General features: G+C 72.1%; 18 protein-coding genes and 3 pseudogenes. 9 read left to right on the top strand and 12 right to left on the bottom strand.

Features of this window, described 5'->3' with window-relative positions; translation table 11 throughout:
* The first annotated feature begins 7 nt into the window (after positions 1-7).
* Positions 8-370, top strand: a complete 363-nt coding sequence (locus FHS37_RS34050; protein ID WP_184828415.1) for a winged helix-turn-helix transcriptional regulator — start codon at positions 8-10, stop codon at positions 368-370.
* A gap of 346 nt (positions 371-716) precedes the next feature.
* Here FHS37_RS34050 and FHS37_RS34045 read toward each other — a convergent pair whose 3' ends face one another.
* The 5 genes and pseudogenes from FHS37_RS34045 to FHS37_RS40255 form a co-directional block, all read right to left on the bottom strand.
* Complete coding sequence (locus tag FHS37_RS34045) at positions 717-1,562, bottom strand: cytochrome c oxidase assembly protein (protein WP_184828414.1); 846 nt, start codon at positions 1,560-1,562, stop codon at positions 717-719.
* A complete protein-coding gene (locus FHS37_RS34040; protein WP_221500648.1) occupies positions 1,559-1,990 on the bottom strand; it encodes a DUF2243 domain-containing protein in 432 nt (143 codons plus the stop codon). Before FHS37_RS34040 ends, FHS37_RS34045 begins: the two co-directional genes overlap by 4 nt.
* 237 nt (positions 1,991-2,227) lie before the next feature.
* Positions 2,228-2,377, bottom strand: coding sequence for a hypothetical protein (locus FHS37_RS34035; RefSeq protein WP_184828411.1), 150 nt, complete (start codon positions 2,375-2,377; stop codon positions 2,228-2,230).
* A 269-nt stretch (positions 2,378-2,646) separates the two neighbouring features.
* Positions 2,647-3,486, bottom strand: coding sequence for a C45 family autoproteolytic acyltransferase/hydrolase (locus FHS37_RS34030; RefSeq protein WP_229890194.1), 840 nt, complete (start codon positions 3,484-3,486; stop codon positions 2,647-2,649).
* Between the two features lie 268 nt (positions 3,487-3,754).
* Positions 3,755-4,582 (bottom strand): annotated as a pseudogene (locus FHS37_RS40255) (ATP-binding cassette domain-containing protein); the annotation flags it as partial.
* Positions 4,583-5,039: 457 nt separating this feature from the next.
* Here FHS37_RS40255 and FHS37_RS34020 point away from each other — a divergent pair.
* The gene (locus FHS37_RS34020; protein ID WP_184828407.1) at positions 5,040-5,918 is read left to right on the top strand and encodes a hypothetical protein; all 879 of its coding nucleotides are present in this window, start codon (positions 5,040-5,042) and stop codon (positions 5,916-5,918) included.
* 297 nt (positions 5,919-6,215) lie between these two features.
* Here FHS37_RS34020 and FHS37_RS34015 read toward each other — a convergent pair whose 3' ends face one another.
* On the bottom strand, positions 6,216-6,593 hold the full coding sequence (locus tag FHS37_RS34015; RefSeq protein ID WP_184828405.1) for a winged helix-turn-helix transcriptional regulator: 378 nt from the start codon (positions 6,591-6,593) through the stop codon (positions 6,216-6,218).
* Between the two features lie 269 nt (positions 6,594-6,862).
* Between FHS37_RS34015 and FHS37_RS34010 the strand changes: the two genes are divergently transcribed.
* Positions 6,863-7,768, top strand: a complete 906-nt coding sequence (locus FHS37_RS34010) for an NADP-dependent oxidoreductase (RefSeq protein WP_184828403.1) — start codon at positions 6,863-6,865, stop codon at positions 7,766-7,768.
* A gap of 205 nt (positions 7,769-7,973) precedes the next feature.
* On the opposite strand, the gene FHS37_RS34005 is transcribed toward FHS37_RS34010, so the two are convergent.
* Positions 7,974-8,594 (bottom strand): TetR/AcrR family transcriptional regulator, encoded by a 621-nt coding sequence (locus tag FHS37_RS34005; RefSeq protein WP_184828401.1) that lies wholly within the window; start codon positions 8,592-8,594, stop codon positions 7,974-7,976.
* Between the two features lie 86 nt (positions 8,595-8,680).
* Here FHS37_RS34005 and FHS37_RS34000 point away from each other — a divergent pair, with 86 nt between their 5' ends.
* Positions 8,681-9,586 carry an aldo/keto reductase gene (locus FHS37_RS34000; RefSeq protein ID WP_184828399.1) on the top strand — a complete coding sequence of 302 codons (906 nt, stop codon included), beginning with the start codon at positions 8,681-8,683 and terminating at the stop codon, positions 9,584-9,586.
* A gap of 72 nt (positions 9,587-9,658) precedes the next feature.
* Positions 9,659-9,952 (top strand): hypothetical protein, encoded by a 294-nt coding sequence (locus tag FHS37_RS33995; RefSeq protein ID WP_221500639.1) that lies wholly within the window; start codon positions 9,659-9,661, stop codon positions 9,950-9,952.
* 103 nt (positions 9,953-10,055) lie between these two features.
* Here FHS37_RS33995 and FHS37_RS33990 read toward each other — a convergent pair whose 3' ends face one another.
* Positions 10,056-11,063 carry a recombinase family protein gene (locus FHS37_RS33990; protein ID WP_184828397.1) on the bottom strand — a complete coding sequence of 336 codons (1,008 nt, stop codon included), beginning with the start codon at positions 11,061-11,063 and terminating at the stop codon, positions 10,056-10,058.
* A 222-nt stretch (positions 11,064-11,285) separates the two neighbouring features.
* Between FHS37_RS33990 and FHS37_RS33985 the strand changes: the two genes are divergently transcribed.
* Together FHS37_RS33985 and FHS37_RS33980 are read left to right on the top strand one after the other, a co-directional pair.
* Positions 11,286-11,828, top strand: coding sequence for a SigE family RNA polymerase sigma factor (locus FHS37_RS33985; protein WP_184828395.1), 543 nt, complete (start codon positions 11,286-11,288; stop codon positions 11,826-11,828).
* A complete protein-coding gene (locus FHS37_RS33980) occupies positions 11,825-12,646 on the top strand; it encodes a hypothetical protein (RefSeq protein WP_229890193.1) in 822 nt (273 codons plus the stop codon). Before FHS37_RS33985 ends, FHS37_RS33980 begins: the two co-directional genes overlap by 4 nt.
* 326 nt (positions 12,647-12,972) lie before the next feature.
* Here the strand turns inward: FHS37_RS33980 and FHS37_RS33975 are convergent.
* The 3 genes and pseudogenes from FHS37_RS33975 to FHS37_RS33965 all read right to left on the bottom strand — a co-directional run.
* Positions 12,973-14,161 (bottom strand): annotated as a pseudogene (locus FHS37_RS33975) (Tn3 family transposase); the annotation flags it as partial.
* Positions 14,128-14,670: a site-specific integrase gene (locus FHS37_RS33970; protein WP_229890192.1), complete on the bottom strand. Its 543-nt coding sequence runs from the start codon at positions 14,668-14,670 to the stop codon at positions 14,128-14,130. The pseudogene FHS37_RS33975 and the gene FHS37_RS33970, both read right to left, overlap by 34 nt.
* A 155-nt stretch (positions 14,671-14,825) precedes the next feature.
* Positions 14,826-15,335, bottom strand: a complete 510-nt coding sequence (locus tag FHS37_RS33965; RefSeq protein ID WP_184828392.1) for a MarR family winged helix-turn-helix transcriptional regulator — start codon at positions 15,333-15,335, stop codon at positions 14,826-14,828.
* A 98-nt stretch (positions 15,336-15,433) separates the two neighbouring features.
* On the opposite strand from FHS37_RS33965, the gene FHS37_RS33960 reads away from it, so the two are divergent.
* Positions 15,434-16,114 carry an FMN-dependent NADH-azoreductase gene (locus tag FHS37_RS33960; protein ID WP_184828390.1) on the top strand — a complete coding sequence of 227 codons (681 nt, stop codon included), beginning with the start codon at positions 15,434-15,436 and terminating at the stop codon, positions 16,112-16,114.
* 62 nt (positions 16,115-16,176) lie between these two features.
* On the top strand, positions 16,177-16,965 hold the full coding sequence (locus tag FHS37_RS33955) for an SDR family NAD(P)-dependent oxidoreductase (RefSeq protein ID WP_184828388.1): 789 nt from the start codon (positions 16,177-16,179) through the stop codon (positions 16,963-16,965).
* A 100-nt stretch (positions 16,966-17,065) separates the two neighbouring features.
* Here FHS37_RS33955 and FHS37_RS33950 read toward each other — a convergent pair.
* Positions 17,066-18,217, bottom strand: a pseudogene (locus FHS37_RS33950) (Tn3 family transposase).
* Positions 18,218-18,451 lie beyond the last annotated feature (234 nt).

Here is an 18,451-nt window from a genome sequence, read left to right as displayed (position 1 = left end):
GTCGTGCATGGGGAACGCCTACAACGTCATGGCCGCGACCTGCCCCAGCCGCACCGTTCTGCACCGGATCGGGGCGCGCTGGACGGTGTTCATCGTCAACGCGCTGGACCACGGGCCGATGCGGTTCACCGAGCTCAAGGCGCACATCCGGGGCATCACGTCGAAGGCGCTCACCGAGACGCTCCGCGCGATGGAGTACGACGGTCTGGTCTCTCGCACGGAGATTCCCGCACACCCCCCGCATGTCGAGTACGCCCTCACCGACCTCGGCCGGTCACTGCTGACACCCCTGCGTGCCGTCCGGGAATGGGCCGAGAGCCACGTCCCCGACATCGAACGCGCCCGCGCACAGGCCGATGCGCAGCGGTGACTCCGATCGCCGGTGGGCGCGGCCGGCCGGTTCCCGTGTCCGCGCCGGCCTCCAGCCGGGGGGGCGTACCGGAGCGGCCGGAACCACCCGTGGGAACGACTCCCACCATCCGTCCGGCACCGGACGCTCCACCATCACCCTCACGGTTGTCGGTCCGGTGAGCAAGCCAGTCGGGACGATCCCCGAGGCGTCGCAGGCACTGTCGGCCGGTGCCGCCGGCCGGTGAACGAGGTCCGGGACGAACCCGCGGGCCGACAGGACCGCTCCCGCACCCGCGGGGACGGCCCCGACCGGATCGCCGGGCGCCGCCGCCCCGCACGTCCTCACCGGACCGGGGCGGAGGGCATCAGGGCCCGGCCGGCGCCCGGGGCGCGGTGGGCTGCCTCGGGCGCGGGTCCGCCCGGTGCCGCCGCGTCAGGGCACGGCCGGTGGCCGCGTACCAGGAGCCGGCCAGGACGACGGCCAGCGCGGCCTCGACCAGATCGCCGCCGTAGTACATGACCTGGGCTCCGGTGCGCAGGTCGGCGGCGGTGAAGGCGGTGCCGGGAGGCGCCGTCGCGTACAGGGACTTGGCGAGGACGGCGTGCGCGGTGCCGGCGGCCAGCAGGGTGACCCCGCGCACGGCCGTGCCCCAGCGGCGGTGCACCGGGTCGAGTTGGCAGACGGCGAAGGTGAACAGCAGCCCGGCGGCCAGGACGTGGGTGTGGACCAGGGCGTGCAGCCACGGCTCGTGCCGCAGGGCGGCGAACAGCCCGGTGCGGTACAGCAGCCACAGCCCTCCGACGTCCAGCAGGGCCGCCAGCGGGGGGAGGAGCAGCAGGCCCGCGGCACGGGAGTGGGCCAGTGCCAGGATCCCTCCCCGCGCGGCACCGGGGGGCAGGGCGCGCAGGAGCAGGGTCAGGGGGCGGGCGAGGACGAGCAGCAGCGGGGCCGTCATGCCGACGATCAGGTGCTGGACCATGTGGGCGGTGAAGGGACCGCCCGGCAGCGGGCCCGCCGCCGCCCAGGCCAGGGCCGCGCCGCCGGCGGTGAACGACGCGTCGCGCCACCGGGGCCAGGCGTCGCCGCGGCGCCGCAGGCGGGCCGCGGCCACCCCGTAGGCGACGACCGCCGGCAGCGAGGCCGCCGCGGTGACCAGCCCCGCCGGTCCGGGGTCCGCGGCCGTGCCGGGGTGGACGTGCGCGAGGATCACGACCCCGCCCCGGCCCGGCCGCGGCGGGCCGCGCGGACGGCCAGGCCGGCGCCGGTCAGCAGCAGGACCAGGCCGCCGAGGTTCCACGCCCAGTCGTAGGGGGTGACGTCCACGCCGTAGCGGATCTGGTGCAGGCGCAGCAGCTTGTGGTCCACGATCCCGTCGAAGAGCTGGAAGGCCCCCAGGCCCAGGAAGAATCCGGCCCGGGCGTGGGCCGGGGCCAGGGCCCGGCGGCGCCGCAGGTCGGCGAAGAGGAAGAACCCCGCCACCAGGGCCAGCAGTTCGGCGGTGTGCAGCAGCCCGTCCGACAGCAGCCCCACCCGGGTGGTGGAGCGGTCGTAGAAGTGGTGCCAGCCCAGGACCTGGTGGAAGACGATCTCGTCGACCGCGGCCATCACCGCGGCCCCGATCACCCCGCACACCGCCATCGACCTGCGCGGCTCGGGCCGCGCGGCGGGGGCCGCCGACGGGTGGGCCGGTTCGCTCACGGGCCTTCCTTCCTGACACGGACGCGTCTGCTGCCCGGTACGTCTACCCCCTCGCACCGGCCGCGTGCCCGACGGGCGCGGCATCCGGGTGAGCCGCCCGACGGCCCGGCTCCCGCGTGCCCGCCCGGGTCGACTCCGGTGCCCTGGCCCGGACACCGGCCGCGAAGCGGCGGGGGATCACGCGCCGACCGCTTCGGACGCCCGGAGGAGGCCGCCGCGGCTGTGGCGTTCCCCGCCTCGTCCGACGCGTCCCACGTCCACGGCCAGGACCTGGCCGTCGACGGCGGCCTGGTCGGTGCCGTCCCCGCCCGAGGAGCCGTGCCCCATCTCCTTTCCGCAGGTCGCGGCGTCATGAAGGACTGGGATGATCCCGCTCGCCGCTCGGTTGGGCGTCGTCGGCCGCTGCTCCGGACGGCAGCGTCAGCGCGTCGGTCCTCAGGCGGCGGCGAGGGCGGCCGGCAGCACCTCGGTCCGGCGGGGCGGGCGGGACGGGCGACGGGACACGGCCTTTTGTCCGTGCCGTCAACTCGCGCCGGCGGGATGCCGCTTCGCCCCGTCCGCCCGTCGCGTCCGCGGCCCGGAACCGGAAGGAGATCTCAGCCGGCCTGGCCGAGGGTCACGGTGCGGGATCCCGGAGCGAAGTCGCCGAAGGACTGGTCCCAGGCCTCGCCGGGCCAGTAGTAGGTCACACGGCCCTCGGAGGGCCGGTAACGGGCGGTGTAGACGGTTCCCAGCCCCTCGTCGTACGCGAATTGATACAGGGGCGGCTTCAGCATCGCCGCCACGTCCGCGCCGGCTGCGCGAACGGCGCTGAGCCGCTCCTGGGTCCGGGAGAACCGCTCCTGCTCGTCGGGCACCGGCATGTGCTGGTGGTTGGCGGCGCAAGCGTCCGGTGCCTCGGTCAGGGAGATGTCCGGCCCCACGAACACCGTCACCGCCCGCTCGGGGTCGACGAGGGTGACGTTCTGCGGGATGGCGACCGGTAGGGACTTCAGCCTGCCGACCGCCTCGTCGACGGTGGTGCACGTCTCCAGCAGGTAGCGCAGGACGACGAGGACGGCGAAGCCCGGGCCGTGGACGAACCGCCCGCCGAAGGTGAGCGAGACCGCGAGCCCGGCGTCGTTCATCCCGTCCAGCAGGCCCCAGGCGGCGTCCTGCATTCCGATCACCGGTCGCAGGAAGTGGGAGGAGACGATGGTGCCCTCACACTCGTCGGGGCTGAAGTCGTAGTTGCGCAGCAGAGTGCCGCTGCCACCGATCTGGGTGCAGCCCGAGAAGAACGGTCGCAGGGCCGCGAGAGTGAGGAAGGTCCCCCCTTCGGGCCGGTCGAGCTGGCCGGCGAGGCGATCCAGCACGGGGACCAGCTCCGGCATGTGCGCCTCGAACAGCCTCCGAGCACGGTCCGCGCCCTCCGGGGTCCGGCTCTCCTCGGTCATCCACCTCTCCGCGAGCGGCCACAGAGGCTGCGTGTGGGTGGCCCACCGCCCGTCGCTTCCGTCGCCGACCTCGATGGCACGGAAGGTCTTCCGCTGCGGGCTCATGGCTGCCGTCCCCCTGGGGATGTCCGGTGAGGTGATGCAACCTAGCCAATTTCGCAGGTGGTTCACCAGATCGGACCTGGTCGACGGAGGCGTCCTCGGCGGCGGCGCGGGCGCTCAGGCGTCCGCCGGGGTGGACGAGGCCGTTCTCGTAGGCGAACACCACGGCCTGGGCGCGGTCACGCAGGTGGAGCTTGGCGAACACGCTGCCGATGTGGCTCTTCACCGTCGCCTCGGTCACGACCAGGCGCGCGGCGATCTCCGGGTTCGACAGTCGTTCGGCCTCGGTGGTGCGTACGACGACCACGTTCTCCCCGGACCGTTCGAGGTCCCGGATCGAGCCTTCGTGGACCAGCCGGCCCCGGTCGATCACGATCACGTCGTCGACGGTCCGGGCCGCCTCGCCCAGCATGTGGCTGGACAGCGGGACCGTGCCGCCGTTCGCGGCCCGGTCCCGCAGCAGTGTGCGCAACCAGCGGATGCCCTGCGGGTCCAGGCCGTTCACCGGCTCGTCCAGCACGAGGATCTCCGGATCGCCCAGGAGCGCCGCGGCGAGCCCGAGGCGCTGCCGCATGCCCATCGAGTACGTCCCGACCCTGCGCCGGGCCGCCTCTTCCGGGCCGACGAGTTCCAGGACCTCGCCGACCCGGCGGCGGGGCAGTGCGGCCAGCGACCGCAGGTGGGCCCGGCCGGTCCGGCCGGGGTGGGTCCCGCACGGCTCGATGTGCACGCCGAGCAGGCGGGCGTCGGGCCTGAGCGCCGTGACCGGCGTGCCCCGCAGGAGCGCCCGGCCCGCTGTCGGCCGGGCCAGTCCGACGATCGTCTTGAGCGCCGTGGTCTTGCCCGCCCCGTTCGGGCCGAAGAACCCCGTCACCCTTCCGGGTCCGACCGTGAACGACAGGTCGTCAACGGCTGTTCCGCGGCCGTAGCGCTTGGTCAGTCCTTCGGCCCTGATCGCCGCCGGGTCCCCGGCGGATGTTCGTGGGGAGGTCATGCCGGAAGCTTCCGGTGGGGTGATCTCCCGGTCATCCGCCCAGGGTCGGGACCCGGACTCCGGCCCCAGGGGGAGACCACCACCGAGCGCCGTCTCCCGGCGGCCCGTGTGGTATCTGAATAACAGCAAACAGCTGGACCTCCTGACGACCGGACAGGGCGAGGTGGTGGAGCCCGTGTCCGCGAGCCCGGAGGGCCGCACTGTCCGTACCGGACCGGCACGTACGACTCGGTTCGACACGAGCCGAGACGATGGGCCGGCTGGACGACGGGATCCCCCGGTCTTCAGCTGTTTGCTGTTATCCAATGACACGGCGGTCGGACACCGCGCATACTTCGAAGCGGGAGGAACGCGGGCACCGCACGGACACGACCGAGGAGGGACCTTGTCGAGACTCACCCCCGTCGAACGGAGCGGGGACCGGCCGGCCCACCGCGCCCCGGGGCCGGGACGAGCCGTGACCGCCCCCAGCCGCGGCAGCGCCGCCGTGGAGCGGTTCGTGGGCACACTGCGCACGGAGGCCACCCGGCGCCAGCGCAGGACCTACCTGGACGAGTACGTCGCCTGGCTCGCCGAGCAGCGGCAGTGCGGCACCGGCCAGGTCACCACCGAGGACCTCCTGGACGAACAGAACGCCCTGGCCTGGCTGGCCGCCGCCCGGCGCGGCCTCACCCGGCGCCGCCCGGGCCTGCACGGGCCCACCGCGCCGGCCGCGGCCAACTCCATGGCCGCCCGCACCAGCTCGGTGAACACCTTCTCCCGCCACTACGGCCGCCCGCTCGAACTGCAGCCGCCCCCGCCGGAGTTCGCCGACCGGCTCACCCCCACCGAGGCGCACCGCACGCTGCGGCTGCTGGCCGGCCACCACCCGGCCGGGATGCTCGAGACGACCTGGGAACGCTCCGTCGCGCTGATCGCCCTCGCGGTGTGCACCGGGCACGGGATCACCGCCCTGCACCCGATGCGCCTGCCCGACCTGGAACTGGAGCGGTCCCTGCCGCGCGCCCGGGTCGCCGGCGACTGGTACCCGCTGGACACCGTCTCCCGCGACGCGCTCGCCCGCTGGAGGACCACGCACCAGGCACTGACCGCCGGGCACCTGAAAGTCCTCAAGGGCGGGCGGGTGGAAGAACTGTGGGTGACCACCGCGCCCGGACGCCCGCGCGGCGGACGGCCCGCGCCCCCGGCCGGCCTGCCCGCGGCCGTACGGACACTGGAGGCGGCGCACCGGAAGCTGACCGCCACGGCACTGGGCACGCCGCTGTTGCTCGAGCAGTTCTGCGGGGCGCGGACGGAGGAGGAGGCCGACCCCGCGGCGGCACGGCCGGCCGGGTGACGACGCGGCGAAGGCCCACCGCCGGCAGATCCGCGCGGCGTTCGGCTTCCGCCCCGCCACTCGGGCGGAGGAGCGAGGACGACCGGCGCGGTCCGCCCGCCCTCTTCTGGCCGGACATCACCCCGTACGGAACCTTCCGGCTCGACACGGACGAGCGGTTCGAACTTCCCGCGCCCGACCCCGCCGGGCAGCCGACGTGGGGCACGGTCCGCGAGCGGGAGGCCGCTGTCGGCGGTTCCCCGAGTCGACACAAAGGTGCGGCTCGTCCGGTGCGGCACGCGCCAGCGCAGGTTCGGGTCAGCCGAGGGAGGAGATGCCGCCCTCGCGGGCGTCGAGCAGCTCGTCCCAGTGCTCGGACGCCCATCGGCACGTGGCGGCCAGCGGCTCCAGCGTGCTGCGGCCCAGCGGTGTCAGCGCGTACTCCACCCGCAGTTTCGGGTCGGCGTGCACCGTGCGTGACACGAACCCGTTCCGCTCCAAGCCGCGGAGCGACTGGATGAGCGCCTTCGGGGTGACGCGGCCCAGTGGCACGCGGAGTTCGGAGTATCTGCGCGGGCCGTCCTCCAGGCAGCGGAGGACCAGGGGTGCCCATTTGTCACCGAAGCGGAAAGGCAGCAGCGAGGACGGGCACAGCTCGTCGAACAAGTCGGGTGGCAGCGGTGGCCGTTGCGTCATCGAGGGTCTCCCGTCTCCGGTCTTGGTATCCAGATGGTGACCGACCTTCTGGATACCTTCCGGAGCATCGACTCAACGGCAGGTATTCCGGCGACGGGCAGGGCGTGGTTCTCGGGGCGGGTGGCCGCCTGCCTGCTCGGCAGCCTCACCGATCCGCTCCCGTCCTCCTCCGGCCGGAAGGCAGCCGGCGTGCCGATGTGCACCTCATCAGAGTAACGGGCGTCGGATGAACACCATCATCTCGACCTGTAAAGGCAAGGCAGGACATTATGCGTGCAGCCCGCTTCCATGAATACGGCGGAGCGGAGAGCCTGGTGATCGAGCAGGCCCCCGAGCCCCGCCCCGGACTTGGTGGGATACGCGTCCGCGTCGCGGCGGCCAGCGTCAATCCCATCGACTGGAAGCTGCGCGCCGGCGCCCTGCGCCGGCTGCTTCCCCTGGAGCTGCCCGCCGTTCCCGGGCGCGACGCCGCCGGCGTGGTCGACGAAGTCGGTGACGGAGTACAGGGGGTGAGCATCGGCGACCGCGTCTTCGGGCTGGGCGGTGTCACCGGCGCAACCGCGGAGCTGGTCATCCTCTCGGCCTGGGCCCACGCCCCCGACACGTGGAACGATGAGCAGGCTGCGGGCGCCGGTCTCGCGTCCGTGACCGCGATGCGTGGCCTGAACGCGCTCGGCTCCCTCGCGGGGCGCACCCTTCTCGTCGAGGGCGCCGCCGGAGGTGTGGGCAGCGCGGCAGTCGAGATCGCCGCGGCACAAGGTGCCACCGTGATCGGGACAGCCGGCGAACGCAACCACGAGTTCCTCACCTCTCTCGGCGCCGTGCCCGTCACCTACGGCCCCGGCCTCGCGCAGCGTCTCCCCGCTCTCGCTCCGCACGGCGTCGACATCGTGCTCGACACCGCGGCCTCCGGATCCCTGGACGACCTCGTCGCGATCACGGGCGACCCGACGCGCGTCGCGACGGTCGCCGACCACGCAGGCGGGCAGCGCCTGGGCACGCATGTGGTCAACGCGGAGAACGACTCCACTCTCCTGTCCGCGGCCGCGGAACTGGGTCGGCAAGGCCGCTACACACCCCGTGTCGAACAGACCTACCCCCTGGAGCGGATCGTCGACGCCCACGCGCACGCCGAGCGCGGACGCACACGCGGGAAGATCGTGATCTGCATCTGAAGCGGGGGCACGGCACGGATGCGCCAGCCCGCCAGGCGATGATCTCGGCGGGCTGGCGCTGACTGCTCAGCGCCGGACGTCTGCCACTGACGGATACGCGGGTCCGACGGGAGCGCGACGCGGGATGCCCCGGATCAGCAGTCGAGGCCGGGCCCGAAAGCGTCGGCGAACGATCCTTCGACGACGGGGCGGGCGACTCTGCCGATCACGAGTCCGCACGCGCTCCGGCTTTCGGGCGCACCGCATCGACGAGGAGGTCGAGCAGGCGGTCGGTCCGCTCTTGAGGGGCGCCGTCGATGATGGCGGCGAACACGCCGACGAGCAGGGTGGTGACGTCGTCGGGGTCGACGTCCGTGCGGAGGGCGCCGGTCGCGGCGCCCTGGTCGAGGATCGTGGCGATGGTGGCGGCGACGCGTTCGCGCGAGGGAGCCGCGATGCGCCCGGAGGCGACGGCGGTGCGCAGCGTGTCCATCATGCCGCGCTTGGTCGCGACGAAGGTGGCGTAGCGGCCGATCCAGGCGCGCAGGGCGATGTCGGCGGGGTGCCGGTCGAGGAGGTCGGGGGCACTCGCGGTCACGGCGTCGAGTTCGCTGGCGTAGACGGCGTCGACGAGGTCCTCGCGGGTGGGGAAGTGGCGGTAGAGGGTGCCGATGCCGACGCCGGCCCGGCGGGCGATGCCCTCCAGGGAGACCGGCCCCTCGGCGGCGGCGAAGGCGGCCTGGGCGACGGCGATGAGCTTGTCGCGGTTGCGCCGCGCATCACGGCGGACCGGCCGGCCGGCGCGCTCGGCCGGGTCCGGGGTCTGGGGGCGTGACGACGAAGACAAAGCGGAGGGACCTCCGGTAGTGCTACGGTCGGTGTAACGGAGGCTCCTCCGTATCAGTCCAGTCTCTCACGGGAGCACAGGAAGCCATGACCTCCGAAACCACCCCTACCACCTCCTCCGCCCCGCGTCCCGGAGGCGTCGGCCGGCTGGCCGGCCGCACGGTCTCCCGCATCGGGTACGGCGCGATGCAGCTGGAACGCCTGCACGACGACCGCCCGGCGGCCATCGCTCTGCTGCGTCACGCGTTCGACCTCGGTGTCGACCACGTGGACACCGCCCACTTCTACGGCGACGGCTTCGTCAACGGCCTCATCCGCGAGGCGCTGCGCCCCGGGGACGACGTGCTGGTCGTCACCAAGGTCGGCGCCGCCTCCGACCACGCCGGACCGTTCCCGATGCGGGTGGCCCAACGCCCCGAGGAACTGCGGGCCGGCATCGAAGCGGAGCTCACCACGCTCGGGATGGAGCAGGTCCCGGTGGTCAACCTGCGCCGTATGGACGCCGGGATGACCATCCCCTTCCCCGACGAGCAGAAGGTCGACCTCGACGACCAGCTCGCGGAACTGATCGCGCTGCGCGACGCGGGAAAGATCGGCGCCATCGGCCTGAGCAGCGTCTCCCCGGATGTGACGCGCCGCGCCCTGCCGGCGGGCATCGTGTGCGTGCAGAACCCCTACAGCCTCGTGGCCCGCGAGGACGAGGACCTGCTCGAGCTCTGCACCGAGGAGCAGATCGCCTGGGTGCCCTACTTCCCGCTGGGCGGCGCGATCCCGGGCATGGCCAAGGTGACCGACGAACCCGCCGTGATCGCCGCCGCCGAACGCCTGGGGTGCACCCCGGCCCAGGTCGGCCTGGCCTGGCTCCTGCACCACAGCCCCCGGACCCTCCTCATCCCCGGCACCGCCACCGCCGCCCACCGCGAAGCGAACCTGGCAGCGGGCGCGATCACCCTCGACGCGCAGACCCTCGCCGCCCTCGACGCGATCCGCTGACCGACCCGGCCAGCCCCTGCCCGCTCGCGGCCGACGGCCCGAACTCACCCGTGCGAAAGGTCGTCCCGTGCCTTGGATCGGTTCGTCCTGGGCAACGAGACCTGCGAGGAAGGACTTCCTCCATGCTCGATTCCCGACGGCACCACCTCGGCCTGCGCGCTGTGGCGCTTCTTCCCCTCGTGCTTCTCGCGCCCGGAGGCGGCACCGTGGGCCAAGGCCGCCGGCTACGGATGGGTGACCTCGGACGTGCTCGCCGGCATGCTGGTGATCAACGACGTCCCGCACGACACCGCCTGGGCGGTCCGGCTTGGCGGCCACGTGCTCGCCGGTGTGTGGATCGTGTCGAGCTCGCTCGGGTCTGAGTAGTTGCGGTACAGGATGTAGCGCTGAGATTGATCATGGCCCTGGGCTGGGGTTCTCGGTCCTGTCCTCCCGAAGCTGCCGCGAAGTGACAAGTAGCTCTCCGTGATCAGAGTGACGCTCGGTCAGGGGTGTCGGGGCGGGGCTCGGGGACCGTCGCGGTCCGGCTGGCGGCGAAGTCGGCGTGGGCCTGCTCGACGGCTTCGGGGTATGCCTCGCGCTTGGCGTGCTCGGCGAGGGCCCGGTAGATGCTGGCCACCGAGGGGTTGTGTCCCTTGCGTTTGCCGGTGGGGATGATCAGGTCGGGTTGGATCCGCTCGACGGACTCACCGCCCGCGCGGCGCCGCGGCACGGTGCGGAGCATGTCGTCGGTGACGACCGGGGGCCGGCCGCCGTGCTTGCCCTTGCGGGCCGCGGTGTCGAGCCCCTCCAGCGTCGATTCGCAGATGTTCTCCCGCTCGGTCTCCGCCATCGCGGCGAAGAACGCGAACAGCAGCTTCCCCGGGCCGGTGGGGTCGTAGATGCCGGGCAGTGGCCCGGCGAGCATCTCCAGGATGAGACCGTGGGCGGTGAGGTGGTCGGCGAGCGCGGTGAGTTCGGCGGCGTCACGGCCGAGTCGTTTCATCTCGTACGCGGTGAAGATGACCCGGCAGTGCGGGGCGTGGGCCTTGACCACCCGCGCCGTACGGAGGGCCTCCTCGGACTTCGGGCGTACGCGGATGCGGGTGCTGATCTTCTCGGCGAAGATCTTGTCCCGGGGGATGCCGTGCCCGGCGAGGGCGTCGAGCTGGGAGTCGAGTTCCTGGCCGAGGGTGGAGCAGCGGGCGTAGCCGATGCGGATGTCCGCGCTCGGCAGGGCCGGATCGACCGGTGCGGGAGGAGGGGTGCCCGGCCGCCACGGCCGGCCCGGTGCGCGGTCGGCCGGAGTCGGCACGCGCAGTGCCTTCTTCAGCCGGGGCACGCGGGTGAAGCGGCGGGTGTGGTAGGCGGAGGCGACCGCGCCGCCGCGCGAGCGGCACGGTGATCCGGGCTGGGCTTCGCACTTCGGACAGGCGTGAGCCTCGACGGCGTCGGCGTCCGACCGGTCCGCCGGGGAGGGGTGCTGAGGGCTCGTCATGGCCCCGAATGTTCGCGCCATGCAAGTCTCGGAACGGGATCCGTGCCGCTTGTGAGTGAGAACGGGCTGTGAGAGCGAATCCGGGTCCGGCGGCGATCCGGCGGCCCATTATTGATCTTGCTCTCGGAAGGATCGTTTGTGCGAAGCGGAAGAAGATTCCGTGGTGAGGCAACGGTCTCGGCTTCGTATGGACTCTTTTGAGCATCTAGGAGGGAGGTGCTCATGGGGGTTCGAAAGCAGGTCGGGGACCGAGAGTTCCACGATTTCGTCGTCGGTTGCTGGCCGCGCCTGATGCGCACGGCATTTCTGCTCACGGGTGAGCAGCACGCTGCGGAGGATCTGGTCCAGTCGACGCTGGAGCAGGTCTATGTGGCCTGGCACAGGGTCGCCCTGGCCGACGCCCCTGAGGCGTACGTGCGACGAGTGATGATCAACGCGCATGCCCGCAGATACCGAAGGAAGCTGCGGGAGTTCCTGTTGCCCAGGAGCGGGGACGCGGGCCTGACACACGAGGTGGCCGACACCGGTGACCGGATCGCCCAGGCCGACGACCGTCACACGCTGCTGAAGGCGCTGGCCCAATTGCCGGCACGGCAGCGGGAAGCAGTGGTCCTACGTTACTGGGAGGACCTCACTGAGACACAGACGGCCGAGGCGATGGGCTGTTCGGTCGGCACGGTGAAGAGCAACGCAGCCAAGGGGATCGCGAAGCTGCGCGCCGTTTCGGGACTGGCGGAGAAAGTGACGCAGGGAGGACGAACGTGAAGAGCGCGGACCGGGAGACGAGCCACAACATGACACAGCACGACATCGCCTTCCTGCTGGCCGAAGCCGCCGACGAGGTGAGGATCGGCACAGCCCCCGCCCAGGCGCTGATCCGCGGCGGCCGCCGCCGCAGGGCCCGTCGCTGGGCGGTCGTGGCGACCACCACCCTGGTCGTGGCCGGCTCCACGGGGGCTCTGGCACTGAACGGGCTGTCCGGTGACGGGGAACGGGGGGTGTCGTCGGCGAGCCGGCCGGTCGCCAGCGCGGAGGCATCCGAGCCGCACATGCGGACGACCCTGGCGAGCGGCACCGACGCGGGAGTGCCGTGGAGGGTGTACATCGACGTGTGGAAGGCTCCGGCGGACACGGCGGAGGCCCAGGCCACCCTGGCGGCCATGGCGAAGTTCGGCGAGCACCCGCAGGACGTCTCCACAGCCTCCGACCTGGTGGGCAAGGTCGCGCACTTCGTGCACCGGGTCACCGGTGAAGAGGCGAGGACCACTCAGATCGGGAACTTGGTGCTACCCGAGGACGACGTCCTGACCGGCGGCGAGCACGGGACCGTCTCGCTCCCGCTGCTCCCAGGGGACGGCACGGCCGCCCCGCGCCTGGTGTTTGGCCAGGTCGCCAAGACCGCCCGGGAGGTCACCTGCACCTGGAAGGACGGCACGTCCACCAAGGTCGGCCGTACGTCCGCGGACACCGAGGCGAACGCCGGCGTTCCGGTCATCCACAGCCCCAAGCACTCCCCCTACGACTGGTTCGCCGTCCTGGCGCCGGAGTCCACCGAGTTGGAGGGGATCAAGGTCACGAAGTAGACCAAGCGGGAGACTGACGCTCCGAGGGGCAGGAGAACCACGGCAACAACCCCGGCGGGCACCACGTTACGAAGTGCATCGTTCATATGCACCAGGACATCGAGAAGGGCACGCGAGGTTCCAGCCGGCACCGGCACCTGCGGGTACGCCTGTCCACGAACCCGATGCCGAGGAACGGCAGCTGTTCGCCGCTCAGGAGAACTCACGGGACGTCGCACAGTACGACAAGCCGTGGCGCCGCTGCACGGCCTGACCCGGCCCTCGGGCGCAGCGCGGCCGGTACGCGCGGATCGGTCCTCGTCCCCGTCGTCGGGCTCGGCCTCGTCCGGGTCGCGCAGGGGCCGCAGGCCCTGGGCGGGGCCGGAGGAGGCGATGTTGAACAGGTAGCGGCCCAGGAAGTTGATGTGCGCGTTCTTCAGCGGGGACAGGCGGGCCAAGTCCTCGTCCTTGATGTCGTGGCCCTCCGCGCGGAGCTGAGCGACGGCGGCGTCCACGTAGCGGGTGTTCCCCAGCACGACGGCCTTGAGGACCAGGCCGAGGGCGGCGAGCTGGTCCTCCTGGCCGTCCCGGTACGCCTGGCGAATCTGTCCGCGGCCGCCGTGGCAGATGGCGCGGGCGAGCCGGTGCCGGGACTCCTGCACGGTCAGCTGCCGGTTCACCAGCCGCCGGTAGGTGTCGTCCATCGGGTCGACCAGGGCCAACAGGTGCATGGCCTTGTCGATCCGGCCGTACTCCGCGAACGCCGCCCCCAGCGGCGTGGGGTGTCCCTCGCGGCCGAACATCCGCAGCAGGTCGTACGCCCGCACCTGGTTGGTGATCAGCGACCCGGCCACCCGCAGCGTGTCCGGCCAGTGCGTCTCGATCCGCTTCAGGCTCACCTTGTGCCGGGCGATGGCCTCCAGCGGCCCGTGGTCCCCGGCCGGCTCCTCACCCTCGGGCACGGGCACGTCCGCCCGCCAGAACCGCTGGTCGGCCAGGTCACGGAAGCGCGGGGCGAAGCGGAAGCCGAGCATCTTGTACAGGCCGAAGGCCATGTCCGAGTACGAGGCGTTGTCGGTGGCCACCGTCTCCGGGCGCACGCCGCCGTCGAGGTTCAGCAGCGTGTCCAGCGTGAACAGGCTGTCGCGCGGGGTGCCGCGCACGACCATCGCGCCGATCCCCGCCACCTGGTCGTTCACAGCGTTTAGCCAGGTCAGGCCCCGTTTGTAGCCGTAATACTTCGGCGAGGGACCGGCCCCCGCCCTCGGGGACGACGATCTCCACCTTCGCCTCGTCCCCGGCCTCGGCGAGGCGACCCGCCATCTGCCGCCAGGCCGCATCCAGGCCCCGGGTCAGCGTGGCCAGGTGCTCGCCGGCGTCCTCGCTCAGCGACAGGCCGGCCAGCACGTCGCCCCGCATCGCCTCCCACCGCGGCCCGTCCAGCAGCCGCGCCCGCGGATCGGCCCACCGGTTGGAGGGGGCGGCGAAGATGTCCCGCCGGTTCAGCGCCCGGTGCAGCTGCTCCAGGACGCACAAGGAGGGCAGCCGGAGTACACCGGAAACGTGCCGTAGGCCGTTGTGATCACCCCCGACGGCGGGCGACCGGGTCGATGCCGGGGCGGGCGTACCCGTTCCAGGGAGCGGACGGATGCGTGGCGGGAGCGGGCCAGCAGCATCGGGGTGGAGGTGCCGTCCTCCGCGTCGTGTGTCAGGGCACTGTGGCGGAGGCGGTGGAGCGTCCAGCCGTCCAGGTCCTCGACGTCCTCGGGTGAGGCGGGCGGGTTGGCCGGCAGCCGGGTGTTCTCCTCGAGGATCTCTTCGGCCCGGCGGCAGGAGAGCCGGGCCCGGCCTGTCTCGGGGCACACGTCGAGCGTCGGCGTTCCGGCCGGGGCCTTGCGGTCGGTGAGGAACAGCGGGCCGCGGGTGCGGCGGGCGATGGGGCGGGGCAGGAACTGGGCGGTGCCGGACGGCCGGTGAATCCACTCCGCCGCCCCGCCCCTGGCGGTGATCCTGCCGCGGTTGTCCTGCGGGTAGAGGTCTTCCACGTGGGGACACAGCACCTCGTCGGCCCGCGCCGCCGCAGTAGATGCGTACACCTCACCCCGGCGACCGGAGTGGCCCGCCGCAGCCCGCGAAGATCCCGGCAGAGGCTCCGCCGCAGTAAATCCGGCATTTACTGCGGCGTCATCCTGGCGAGCCGTCAGGACTCGGGCACGGTACAGGCGTTGTCGGCCTGCCGTCCGCCCTCGATCCGTGCCACGGGCGCGCCGACGAGCCGACGCAGCGCGGCGCGCAGCCCCTCCTGGGTGCCGGCGTCCAGGTCGGCGAGCAGGCTGGTCTCGATCGCCTCGACGTCCGAACGTGCGGCGTCCAGGGTGCGTCGGCCCTCCTCGGTCGCTTCGATGATGCGGGCCCTGCGGTCGGCCGGGTCCGGACGGCGGCGGACCAGCCCGGCCGTCTCCAGTTCGTCGAGGACCAGGACGAGTTTGCTCTTGTCGACCGAGACGGCCTGAGCCAGGGAGAGCTGGCTCCTTGCGGGGGCTTCGACGACGGCCATCAGGACCGTGTAGCCCCACAGGGTCATGCCGTGCTCGCGCACGACCGAGGCTTCCGCCGTGGCGAGGCCCTGCTTGAGCCGGGCGAACAGCCAGTGCAAATCGTTGTGGAGCCGGCCGGCCGACGCCCGGTCGCCGGTGGGGGTGAGGGACATGCCAGCAGAATAGCAATAGTTCAAAATCGTCTTGATTTAAAACTATCTTGGATTAGCCTGGTCTCCACTTCAGATCATCTTGTCCGGGAGGCAATGTTGTGGCGCATCTGCTGCATCTGGATGCCAGCGCCCGGAGCGACTCGTTCTCGCGGGAGCTCGGCGCGGTCTTCGTCACACACTGGGAGGACGCCCATCCGGAAGGCACCTACACCTACCGGGACCTGCTGGCGGAGCCGGTCGCGCCCATCGACGAGGCCCGGGTGAGGCTGGCCACCCAGTCCTCCCTGAACGGTGTGAAGGACCTCGCGGCCATGGACGAGGTGGCGGCCGCCGCACCCGAACTGGCCGGGGCGTGGGCGGCGACCCGCCCCTTCATCGCGCAGCTCCTCGCGGCCGACGTGCTGCTCATCGGGACGCCCATGTACAACTTCTCCATCCCCGCGGCCCTCAAGGCGTGGATCGACCGGGTGACCCTGCCGTGGCTGCCGCTCGCGGGGAAGTCCGCCGTGATCCTCGGTGCCCGCGGCGGCGCCTACGGCCCCGGCACTCCCCGGCAGCCGTTCGACTTCCAGGAGCCCTACCTGCGCGCTTACTTCTCGGCACTCGGCCTGGAGGACGTGGAGTTCGTGCACACGGAGCTCACCCATGCCCCGGTCATGCCGTTCCTGAAGCAGTTCCGCGATGCCCACGAGGCGTCCTGGACCACCGCTCTGGAAGCGGTCGAGGCGCTGGCCGCCGGCGTACCGGCCGAGGCCCGGGCGAGCCGAACCGTTCCGTAGGGCGGGGCTCGGCCTTGCCGTCACAGAACCCTTCCCATTCGCAAGAGAGGACATCCCGCACCATGGACACCGCACTCGAGGACCGTGTGGTCCTGGTCACCGGCGCGTCGACCGGTATCGGCGCCGCGACCGCCCGCGCCTACGGGCAGGAGGGTGCCCGCGTCGCCCTCACCTACCGCAACCATCCGGAGAAGGCCGAGAAGGTCGCCTCCGGGATCGAGGCCGTCGGCGGGCAGGCCCTCGCTGTCCGGCTCGACCTGGAGGATCTGCCGACCATCGAAGAGGCCGTGGCCACGGTCGTCGAAGCCTGGGGCGGGGTCGACGTGCTCGTCGCCAACGCCGTGCGCTGGGGCGGCGACGGTCCGCCGGACCCGGGCATCCGCTTCGAGGACGTGTCGCTCGACGAGTGGCAGGCCATGATCGGCGCCAACCTGATCGGCGCCGCCGCCCAGGTCCGGGCGGTCCTGCCGGGCATGCGCTCACGCGGCTGGGGCCGGATCGTGCTGATCTCCTCCGGCGTCGCCGAGGAAGGCGTGCCCGGCCCCGGGCCGTACGGAACGGCCAAGTCGGGCCTCCACGGCCTCGCCCGCAGTCTCGCCTGGGAGGCCGGCCGCGACGGAATCCTCGTCAACGTGGTGGCCCCCGGCTTCACGCTGACCGACAGCCGTCCGCCCGTCCCCCAGACGATCGTCGACCGGCTTGCCGCCGGCACACCCACCTGTCGCCTCTCCGACGCGGACGACGTCGCCAAGCTGGTTCTGTTCCTCGGCTCGGGAGCCAACGGCAACCTCACGGGCGAGATCGTCCGCGACGGCTCGTCCGCCGCGCGCGCCCCCCGCATCGGCCCCTGACGCCGTACCCCACCTGACCGAGACCCCGTCGTACCGTCCCCCGAACCCGGGTGCCGTCCGACCCGGTCGGACGGCACCCGGGTCTTTCGTGCGCCCGCCGTCACGCGGCCCTCCGCAACCGCCCTGCCGCCTCGTTCTCGGGCGGCTCCATGTCCAGGTGCCAGGTCCCGAAGCGGCGGGTCCTGCTTGTGATGTCCACGGCGGTGTGGAAAGTGAGGCGGTTCGCCGGCAGCTCGTTGGACTTGATGGTCTTCTCCTGGTGGTCCGGGTCGTTGTCCTGGAGCACGTCGGAGGCGAACATCAGCCAGTTGCCGAACCTGTGGAACGCCTCAACCTCGTTCGTCATCGACTGGATCGATTCGCGCGGCTCGGGTTCCGACAAGAACCTGAGGAGCACGATCGTCCTCATGACCCGGCCGAGTTCGCGGTACGCCTGGGAGACGCGGTTGCGCTTGGACCCGTTGCCCAGCCTGCGCAGCAGCGCGGCCGGGGACAGCCGGCCCTCGCGGATCGGCAGCACCACGCGCATGAGGTCCTGCCGGTGGTTCTCGGTCAGCCGCCAGTCGATGACGTCCCGCTCCGGGTCTCCGAACAGCGGGTCGATGTGCCGGTACTTCGCCGTCGCGCCGGGCCGGCAGAAGGTCAGGTCCTTCCAGCTGCGGATGCGCGGCAGCAGCTCCACGCCGAGCATGTGCGCGAGCCCGAGGACAGGCAGCGACTGGCCTTGCGTGTCCCCGTGGACGATGTCCACGGTCACCTCGGACCGGTTTCTCAGCAGGCCCTCGAACGGATACACCGCCTCCCACACGCCACACGGGATGAAGGGGCTGAAGAGCGCGACACAGGTGTCGGACACGTGCCTCATCGAAACGCCGCCGGGTCCCCCCTACCGGATGTGGGACCCGGCCAGCATGTTGTTCTCCCAGGTGCCGTACTGGGAGCCGTCGATCCCGGCCTTGCCGACATCGCCCCACACGTGCGCCAGGTCGAGCTGGATGAACATGTCGATCACGTCCGCCGAGGCGGCGTCCAGCTTCTCCGCGGTGATGTGCTGGTTACCCGCCAGCGACAGCTCGTGTACCGAGACCTTCTGCCGCATGTGCCGCGCGACCTGCGCGGGCCCCGCGTTCGTCCCGTAGCAGAAGACCGTCAGGACGTGGCGGGCGAGCTTGTCGCGGATCTTCGGATCGCTTCCGGATGCCGGGCCGAAGTGCCGCCACCACTGGATCCGGTACGCGGTGCGGGCGAGCACATCGAGCAGGCTCCACTCCGGCAGTCGGCGCAGGACCTCCGCCTCCAGGTCCTGCGCGGACTTGCGGCGGTCCCTGCCCTTGCGCGGGGTGAGCGGCAGCTGCTTGAGGGCCGTGACCACCGGGGCGCCGGCCTCCACCGCGCCGAAGTCGATCGAGTTCTTCCCGGCCTCGCCGAACAGGACGTCGACGTGCGCGTACGCGGTGGTCCTGCCGGGCCGGGGGAAGGTCGGGCC

Source organism: Streptomyces griseomycini, assembly GCF_014203535.1.
Lineage (GTDB): Bacteria > Actinomycetota > Actinomycetes > Streptomycetales > Streptomycetaceae > Streptomyces > Streptomyces griseomycini.
The sequence above is the reverse complement of the archived record's forward strand: the minus strand, read 5'-3'. Positions and strand labels throughout refer to the sequence as shown.